Source organism: Nonomuraea sp. NPDC004580 (assembly GCF_040609855.1).
GTDB lineage: Bacteria > Actinomycetota > Actinomycetes > Streptosporangiales > Streptosporangiaceae > Nonomuraea > Nonomuraea salmonea.
Window position 1 is genome coordinate 45,345 of the sequence record NZ_JBEXLH010000060.1, and the last position, 8,480, is coordinate 53,824.

Here is an 8,480-nt window from a genome sequence, read left to right on the forward strand (position 1 = left end):
CGATGTGAATCACCCTTGCGCAGTCGAGGCCGACACTTGTCCACTCTTGACCTGCGTGAACATGCGGGACAATGGGTGACATGACGCGGATCATCGCAGGCACGGCGGGTGGGCGGCGGCTGGCGGTGCCGCCGGGGCGCGGCACGCGGCCGACCAGCGACAGGGCCAGAGAAGGCATCCTCTTGACGCTCGACTCCCTCTACGGCCTGCGCGACGCCCGCGTCCTCGACCTCTACGCCGGCTCCGGCGCGGTCGGGCTGGAGGCGCTGTCGCGGGGCGCGGCCGAGGCGGTGCTGGTGGAGTCCGACCCCAAGGCGGTGCGCACGATCAAGGCCAACGTCGCCTCGCTCGGACTCGCCGGGGCGCGGGTGGTGGCCGACAAGGTGCAGCGGGTGCTTGGCAGGCAAGCCGACACGCCGTACGACATCGTCTTCGCCGATCCCCCCTACGCGGTGCCGGACGACGAGGTGCGGACGGTGCTTGAGCTGCTGCGGCACAACGGCTGGCTGGTCGAAGAGGGACTGGTGGCTTTCGAGAGAGAAAGCCGGGGAGGGCCGCTGATGTGGCCAAAGGGGTACGTTGAGGAGAGGGTCCGTAGATATGGCGAAGCGTCCGTTTGGTACGGTCGCGCCGCCGGGAACCCGTAGACCTGGGAGGCGTCTTGCGCCGCGTAGTCTGCCCGGGGTCGTTCGACCCCATCACCAATGGCCACCTCGACATCATCGGCCGCTCCGCGCGGTTGTACGACGAGGTGACCGTGGCAGTCCTCATCAACGTCGAGAAATCCAGCCTGTTCACGGTCGACGAACGCATCGAGATCCTGCAGACCGTGACCAAGGAATATCCGAACGTCAAGGTGCGCAAGTTCCACGGCCTGCTCGTCGACTTCTGCAAGCAGAACGACATCCCCGCCATCGTCAAGGGCATCAGGGTGGTCAGCGACTTCGACTACGAGCTGCAGATGGCTCAGCTCAACTACCGGATGTCCGGGGTCGAGACGCTGTTCATGCCCACCAATCCCGAGTACTCGTTCCTGTCATCGTCCCGGGTGAAGGAGATCGCCCGGTATGGTGGTGACGTCTCGGGTCTCGTGCCCGACCTGGTCCACCAGCTGCTCATCGAGCGGCTCAGAGGCTAGTCGCAAGCTGCTATCCTTACTTTTCGGCCTTGTACGACGGCGATGCTTTTCGCCATGCCTAGCGAGAGCAGGATGACTCAGCACCTCGACCCCCGCTCCCCGTGGGTGATCTCCACACATGACCTGGGGAAGCGGCCGGGCACGATGCGGCAGATGACCCTGGTCCTCCCGGCACCGGTGGATCTCGGCGTCGACATGATCGGCGTTCCCAAGGACGCCGAAGTCGAGCTGGATCTCCGGCTCGAGGCAGTGATGGAAGGCGTGCTCGTGTCAGGCACGGCGCAGGCCCCGCTCGCCGGGGAGTGCGCGCGGTGTCTCGACCCGGTCTCCTCGGAGATCCAGGTCGATCTGCAGGAGCTGTTCTTCTACTCCGACGAGGACGCCTCGGAGGAGGACTCACTGCTCGACGGTGAGCTGCTCGACCTCGAGCCGACGTTCCGCGACGCGGTGGTGCTCGCACTGCCGCTGAGCCCGGTGTGCCGTGAGGACTGCCCAGGGCTCTGTGCGGAGTGCGGGGTCAAGCTGGCCGAGGCCGGCGATGACCACGGGCACGAGAAGATCGACGCCCGCTGGGCGTCGTTGCAGGGTCTGATTACCGACAAAGATAACGATCAGGAGAAGTGACGTGGCCGTCCCGAAGCGAAAGATGTCGCGGAGCAACACCCGCGCCCGTCGCTCCCAGTGGAAGACGACTGCTGTCGCCCTGGTGAGCTGCCCGCAGTGCCGTTCGCCGAAGCAGCCGCACATCGCGTGCCCCACCTGCGGCACCTACAACCGCCGTCAGGTCGTCGAGCCGTCCGCCTGATCCGCCAGCAGTTGACGTGATGCCGACCGAGTGCCATTGTGCCTCGGTCGGCGTTACCGTCTCAGATGCGTGCGGCGGCGGTTCGCCCGCGGCCGTGGTGGACGCCGGGGCTAACGCGTTACCCCGACGCCCACCACGTTTTCGGGCATCTTCCGCAGTCGGCGCGCCATGTGAAGATGTCCGAGGAGGAAGCACGTGGGCGCAGGTCCTAAGCCGGTGGCCGTGGAGGTCGCCAGAGACGAGCTGGAGCGGGTCCTTTCCGTCGCGCTGGGCAGCGGCATTCTCGAGCGGGCGCTGACGCACCGCTCCTACGCGTACGAGAACGGTGGGCTGCCCACCAACGAGCGCCTGGAGTTCCTGGGCGACTCCGTGCTGGGCCTGGTCGTCACCGACACGCTCTACCGCAACCACCCCGATCTGCCCGAGGGCCAGCTGGCCAAGCTGAGGGCCGCGGTGGTCAACATGCGCGCGCTGGCCGACGTCGCGAGAGGGCTCGGCCTCGGCCGGTTCCTGCGGCTCGGCAGGGGCGAGGAGGGCACCGGCGGGCGCGACAAGTCGTCGATCCTGGCCGACACCCTTGAGGCGCTCATTGGCGCCATCTACGTCGACAAGGGCCTTGACGAGGCGTTCCGGGTCGTGCACCTGCTGTTCGACCCGCTGATCGTGCGCTCTGCCTCGCTCGGCGCCGGGCTCGACTGGAAGACCTCCCTGCAGGAGCTGACCGCCTCCGAGGCGCTCGGCGTGCCCGAATACCACGTCGAGGAGAGCGGGCCCGACCACGCCAAGTCGTTCACGGCCATGGTGCGGGTCGGGGGCGAGTCCTACGGCTCGGGCACCGGCCGCAGCAAGAAGGAAGCCGAGCAGCAGGCCGCCGAGGCGGCCTGGACCCGCATCCGCGCCCGCCGCGAACAACGCGAAAGCCAGCCCACCGGCTGACCCACGCTTCGGGGTTTCGGCCGCCGTGGGCGGTGGTCTCCGCGTGGCCGGAACATCGGATTCGGGTCACTGGCAGGATTTCGGTCGGGGGCTCTGGGGCTGGAGGGCTTCCGGCGGAGAGCCGGTATGCCGGACGATGGTGTGCTTGATGCGGGTGGCCGGGAGCAGGGCGCCGGGAAGGGCCGGGGAGGCGTCCGATGTTGTCCGGAGGGTGAGACTTACGTTCCCCCCGATGTCGAAGGACGAGGTTCGAGGTGCCTGAGCTGCCGGAGGTCGAGGTCGTCAGGCGCGGCCTCGCGCAATGGGTGACCGGGCGCGAGATCGCCGCCGCAGAGGTGCTGCATCCGCGCGCGATCAGGCGGCACGTGCCGGGCGCCGACGAGTTCGCCGCCCGGCTCAAGGGCCGTACGCTGCTGTCGGCCGAGCGCCGCGGCAAATACCTGTGGCTGCCGCTGTCGGGAGCCGAGGAGGCGCTGCTCGCCCACCTGGGGATGAGCGGCCAGCTCCTCGTCGTCGATCCGGAGTCGCCGCCTGAGAAGCACCTGCGGGTCCGCCTGCGCTTCGAGGACGGCGGTCCCGACCTGCGCTTCGTCGACCAGCGCACGTTCGGCCACGTGATGCTGACGCCGCTGGTGGACGGGGTGCCCGCGCCGATCGCGCACATCGCCCCCGACCCGTTCGAGCCGGCGTTCGACGAGGCCGAGTTCGCACGCAGGCTGCGGGCCAGGCGCACCGAGATCAAGCGGGCCCTGCTCGACCAGTCGCTGATCAGCGGCGTCGGCAACATCTACGCCGACGAGGCCCTGTGGATCGCGAGGCTGCACTGGGCCAGGCCCACCCAGACGCTCACCCGGCCCAAGATCGCCGAGCTGGTGTCCGCCGTACGCACCGTGATGGGCGCGGCGCTGGAGCAGGGCGGCACCTCGTTCGACAGCCTGTACGTCAACGTCAACGGCGAGAGCGGCTACTTCGAGCGCTCGCTCGAGGTGTACGGCCGCCGCGACCTGCCCTGCTCCCGCTGCGGCACGGTCATCAGGCGTGAGGCGTTCATGAACCGGTCGTCCTATTCCTGCCCCAGATGCCAGCGACGACCACGCTGACCACGGTGAGCGTGGCGCCCGCCCCCATCACGGCGGGCACCGACGCCGCGTCCGTGATCCGGCCGCCGGCCAGGGCGCCGAGGGCGATGGAGACGTTGAACGAGCTGACGTAGAGTGCCGTGCCGAGCTCGCCGCCGCCCTCGCGCATGAGCCAGAGCTGCAGGGCGACGCCGAGACCGCCGTAGCCGAGCCCCCAGACGACCAGTGCGGCCAGCGGCGGCACGCCGGTCAGCAGGAGCGCCGGCATGGCCACGGCCATCAGGACGACCAGCACGATGAAGGTGGACTTGGGGTTCCTGGCCGCGCGGGCGCCCGCGGCGAAGTTGCCCGCCACGCCGGCGGCGCCGTACAGGAGGAGCGCGGTGCCGACGAGGGCGGGGCCGGCGCCTGAGACCTGCTCCAGGAACGGGCGTACATAGGTGTAGGCCGCGAAGTGCCCCGAGATGGTCAGGGCGGTGAGCACCAGGACGAGGATGAGCGGCCCTGAGAGCCACGAGAAGCGCTTCCCTCGCGTCGCGGGCTCCGATTCCCCGGCCGGGGGACGCAACGGCGGCAGCGTCGCGGCCAGGACCGCGAGCAACGCGAGCGCCAGCACGCCCGCGGCGACGAAGGCGCTGCGCCACCCCGCGAACGACGACACGAACGTCGCCGCGGGAACTCCCAGCACCGACGCCACCGACACCCCGCCCAGGATGATCGAGGTGGCCCGTCCCACGGAGCGTTCCGGCACCAGCCGCGACCCCAGAGCGGCGGCGAACGCCCAGAACCCGCCGATGCTCACCCCCGTGAGCACCCTGGCGGCCAGCATGACGGCGTTGTCGGGCGCGGCGGCGGCCACCAGGTTCGCCACCCCGAGCAGCGCCATCAGCCCCATGAGGAGCAGCCGCCGGTCCATGCGGCGCGTGGTGAACGCCAGCGCGGGCGCGGCGACGGCGGCCACCAGCCCGGGAGCCGTCATCGCCAGGCCCGCCGTGCCCGCCGAGACCCCGAGGTCGGCGGCGATGGAGGTGAGCAGCCCGACGGGCAGCATCTCGCTGGTCACCACGGTGAAGGTGCCCACCGCGACCGAGGTCACGGCGAGCCAGCGCGCGCGTACGGCGCTCGGAACATCGGTCATCGTCATGCCGCTCAGCCTCGTGCGGCCCGGGAGCGGGAACAATGACGAAGCCCGAAGGCTTGGTTTAGGCAGGCTAAGCGATCCGGGTGTGGAGGCGCCGATGGAGTTCAGGGAGCTGGAGTGCTTCGTCGTCCTCAGCGAGGAGATGCACTTCGCGCGTACGGCCGAGCGGCTCTACCTGTCGCCGGGCCGGGTGAGCCAGCTCGTGCGCTCGCTGGAGAGCAGGATCGGCGGCCGGCTGTTCGAGCGGACCAGCAGGCGCGTCCGCCTGACGCCGCTCGGCGAGCGGTTCCTGGCCGACCTGCGGCCCTCCTACGACGGTCTCTCCCAGGCCGTGCAGCGGGCCAGGGCGGCGGCCAGGGGAGTGACGGGAGTGCTCAGGGTGGGGTTCCTGGCCACGCCGACCGACGTGGTGACGGGCAGCGTGCGCGCGTTCGAGCGGCGCAACCCGGGCAGCGAGGTCGAGCTGATCGAGATCCCGCTGTCCGACCCCTTCGGCAGGCTGCGGGCCGGCGAGGTGGACGTCGCGTTCACGCTGCTGCCCGTGGACGAGCCCGACCTGGCCACCGGCGAGCCGCTCAACCGGGTCTCCTACCGGCTGGGCCTGTCCGTACGCCACCCGATGGCGAGCAGGACGGTCATCGAGGCGGAGGAGCTGGCCTCGGTGCCGCTGATCGGGCTCGACGGCCCGGCACCGCGCGCCTGGCACGAGCGCATCGCGCCTTCGAGCACCCCGTCAGGCCGGACGATCGCGCCGGCCGGTAAGGTGGCGACCACGCAGGAGGGCCTGACCCAGGTGGCACTCGACCGGGGCGGCATGCTCTTCTGCACGCCCACGGCGGCCCAGCACGCCAGGCCCGACGTCGCTTTCGTGCCGGTCACCGGGCTGTCCGCCTCGATCTTCGGCCTGGCCTGGCCGAAGGCGGGCGAGACGGCCGCCGTCAGGGCGTTCAACGAGGCCGCGGTCGCCCACGCGAACGCGGCGCCCGCCCTGGTGGCCTGAGGCGACACACGGCATGGAGGAGTGCGGATGCCTGACAGCGGTGCCGATGCCCGGCTGACCGCCTGGGTGCGCGGCCGGGTGCAGGGTGTGGGCTTTCGCTGGTGGACCCGTTCGCGGGCGCTGGAGCTCGGTCTGACCGGGTGGGCGCGCAACACCGACGACGGCCGCGTGGAGGTGGTCGCGGAGGGGCCGCGCGAGGCGTGCGTCAAGCTCCTGGAGCTGCTCAGAGGTTGCGACACGCCGGGCAGAGTGGATGGAGTAGTGGAACGCTGGAGCGAACCCCGAGGTAGTTTGGGGGGGTTTGTGGAAAGGTAGCTCGTTTCGCTAAACCGCCCAAATAGGGTATAGTTGTATGTCGGGAGTGCCCATCAGTAGGGCTCAGCGGTTCGATCGACTTGACCGCCCACACTGCCGGTGCGACTCTTGTTAGGTACCACGCGCACCCCTCCCGCGGAATAGAAGTGCGCGAACCAGTCTGGTCACTCAGCGTGGAGGACCCTTTACCATGGCGAAGGCTCTACTCGGCCACGTCGGCGGTCCTGACCCTCGGATGGTCTCGGAGATGCGCCGCCTGCAGCAGCGTATCCGGGATCTGGAGGCAGAACTCATCCGACTTCAGGCCACGAATGACGCTCTTGCGGCGCAAACCCGCGACGAGGCACTCAGCCGCATGCAGGAGCGCGAGCCGGCACTCACCTGAGAGTGATCGGAGCGCAAGACCCAGGGACGTCTCGAAGAGGCGTCCCTTGTTATTTGCCCTGAACCCACGGCTGCGAGGTCAAGTGCGGTCCCTGCGGTAGATGCCCACCCGCGACGGCCGGGACCAGTAGGCTTTTCCGAGTCCGTTCCGGGGAGAGGGGGTCGCGCTCGTGTACCTGAAGACCCTCACCCTGCGCGGCTTCAAGTCCTTCGCCTCGGCGACCGCCCTGCGCTTCGAGCCCGGCATCACCTGCGTGGTCGGCCCCAACGGCTCGGGCAAGTCCAACGTCGTCGACGCCCTGGCCTGGGTCATGGGCGAGCACAGCGCCAAGTCGCTGCGCGGCGGCAAGATGGAGGACGTCATCTTCGCCGGCACGGCCAACCGGCCGCCGCTCGGCCGCGCCGAGGTCACGCTGACCATCGACAACAGCGACGGCGCCCTGCCGATCGACTACACCGAGGTCACGATCAGCCGGCTGATGTTCAGGTCGGGGCAGAGCGAATACGCCATCAACGGCGACACCTGCCGCCTGCTCGACATCCAGGAGCTGCTGTCCGACTCCGGCATCGGCCGCGAGATGCACGTCATCGTCGGCCAGGGCCAGCTCGACGCCGTGCTGCACGCGGGCCCCGAAGATCGCCGGGCGTTCATCGAAGAGGCCGCGGGGGTGCTCAAGCACCGCAAGCGCAAAGAGAAGGCGCTGCGCAAGCTCGACGCGATGCAGGCCAACCTGACGCGCGTCCAGGACCTCGCCACCGAGCTGCGCCGCCAGCTCAAGCCCCTGGGCCGGCAGGCCGAGATCGCCCGCAAGGCCGCCGTCATCCAGGCCGACCTGCGCGACGCCAGGCTCAGGCTGCTGGCCGACGACGTCTGCATCCTGCGCGCCACTCTTGAGCGCGAGGCCGCCGACGAGGCCGCGATCATGGCCAGGCGGCAGCAGGTCGAGACCGAGCTGGCCGAGGCGCAGCAGCGCGAGGCGGCGCTGGAGGCGGCCGAGGCCGAGACCCAGCCGCGGCTGGCCGCCGCCCAGGAGACCTTCTTCAGGCTCTCCTCGCTGCGCGAGCGCACCACCGGCCTCGAGCAGCTGGCCGCCGAGCGCCACCGCCACGCACTCGACGCCGCCGCCATCGAGCGGCGCGGGCGCGACCCCGAAGATCTGGAGCGCGAGGCCGCAGAGGTGCGCGAGCGCGAGCAGCTGCTGCGGGCCGAGCTGGAGCAGGCCCAGGAGCTGCTCGACGACGCCGTCCAGCGGCGGGCCGCGGCCGAGGCCGAGCTGGGCGCCGAGGAGCAGCGGCTCGCGCTGGCCGCCAGGGCCGCCGCCGACCGCCGCGAGGGCCTGGCCAAGCTGCGCGGCCAGGCCGACTCCGTACGCAGCCGCGCGCGGGCGGCAGAGGAGGAGATCGGCCGCCTGCGCCAGGCCGTGGCCGACGCCGCCGAGCGTGAGCGCCGCGCCAGGGAGGATCTGGAGGCGCAGCGGCTGGAGGAGCCTGCCGTCGATCCCGGGCTGGCCGACGAGCTGGCCGGGGCGCAGGCCGCCGTCGAGGAGGCCAAGGCGGTGGCCGACGAGGCCCGCGCGGCGGCCGACGCGAGGGAGATCTTGTTGGCGAAGTACTCCTGCAGCACCGGCGTGGCGACCTTGGTCTTCCACTCGTCGAACCCGTTCACCTTCAGGAACGGCGCG

Annotated in this window: 11 protein-coding genes; 10 read left to right on the plus strand and 1 reads right to left on the minus strand. The window is 70.4% G+C overall.

Going from position 1 to position 8,480, the window contains the following annotated elements; all coding sequences use genetic code 11:
* Positions 1-80: 80 nt before the first annotated feature.
* The 6 genes from rsmD (at position 81) to mutM (ending at position 3,979) form a co-directional block, all read left to right on the plus strand.
* Positions 81-647 (plus strand): 16S rRNA (guanine(966)-N(2))-methyltransferase RsmD, encoded by a 567-nt coding sequence (gene rsmD, locus ABZW11_RS37900; protein WP_355428403.1) that lies wholly within the window; start codon positions 81-83, stop codon positions 645-647.
* A gap of 14 nt (positions 648-661) precedes the next feature.
* Positions 662-1,138 carry a pantetheine-phosphate adenylyltransferase gene (coaD, locus tag ABZW11_RS37905; RefSeq protein ID WP_355428405.1) on the plus strand — a complete coding sequence of 159 codons (477 nt, stop codon included), beginning with the start codon at positions 662-664 and terminating at the stop codon, positions 1,136-1,138.
* Positions 1,139-1,210: 72 nt separating this feature from the next.
* A complete protein-coding gene (locus ABZW11_RS37910; protein WP_355428408.1) occupies positions 1,211-1,762 on the plus strand; it encodes a YceD family protein in 552 nt (183 codons plus the stop codon).
* Position 1,763: 1 nt separating this feature from the next.
* Entirely contained in the window at positions 1,764-1,943 is a 180-nt protein-coding gene (gene rpmF / locus ABZW11_RS37915) for a 50S ribosomal protein L32 (RefSeq protein WP_082535183.1), read from the plus strand.
* 222 nt (positions 1,944-2,165) lie between these two features.
* Positions 2,166-2,879 carry a ribonuclease III gene (gene rnc, locus ABZW11_RS37920; protein ID WP_355428427.1) on the plus strand — a complete coding sequence of 238 codons (714 nt, stop codon included), beginning with the start codon at positions 2,166-2,168 and terminating at the stop codon, positions 2,877-2,879.
* A 254-nt stretch (positions 2,880-3,133) separates the two neighbouring features.
* Positions 3,134-3,979 carry a bifunctional DNA-formamidopyrimidine glycosylase/DNA-(apurinic or apyrimidinic site) lyase gene (gene mutM / locus ABZW11_RS37925; protein ID WP_355428412.1) on the plus strand — a complete coding sequence of 282 codons (846 nt, stop codon included), beginning with the start codon at positions 3,134-3,136 and terminating at the stop codon, positions 3,977-3,979.
* On the opposite strand, the gene ABZW11_RS37930 is transcribed toward mutM, so the two are convergent.
* Positions 3,927-5,102: an MFS transporter gene (locus tag ABZW11_RS37930; protein ID WP_355428415.1), complete on the minus strand. Its 1,176-nt coding sequence runs from the start codon at positions 5,100-5,102 to the stop codon at positions 3,927-3,929. The two genes, mutM and ABZW11_RS37930, sit on opposite strands and share 53 nt — an antisense overlap.
* Positions 5,103-5,196: 94 nt before the next feature.
* Between ABZW11_RS37930 and ABZW11_RS37935 the strand changes: the two genes are divergently transcribed.
* From ABZW11_RS37935 to ABZW11_RS37950, 4 genes are all read left to right on the plus strand, one after another.
* Positions 5,197-6,099: a LysR family transcriptional regulator gene (locus ABZW11_RS37935; protein WP_355428418.1), complete on the plus strand. Its 903-nt coding sequence runs from the start codon at positions 5,197-5,199 to the stop codon at positions 6,097-6,099.
* Between the two features lie 27 nt (positions 6,100-6,126).
* A complete protein-coding gene (locus tag ABZW11_RS37940) occupies positions 6,127-6,414 on the plus strand; it encodes an acylphosphatase (protein WP_355428421.1) in 288 nt (95 codons plus the stop codon).
* A gap of 190 nt (positions 6,415-6,604) precedes the next feature.
* On the plus strand, positions 6,605-6,799 hold the full coding sequence (locus tag ABZW11_RS37945) for a hypothetical protein (protein WP_090938435.1): 195 nt from the start codon (positions 6,605-6,607) through the stop codon (positions 6,797-6,799).
* Positions 6,800-6,968: 169 nt separating this feature from the next.
* Positions 6,969-8,480, plus strand: a 1,512-nt coding sequence (locus ABZW11_RS37950) for an AAA family ATPase (protein WP_355428424.1), incomplete at its 3' end; no start/stop codon positions are given.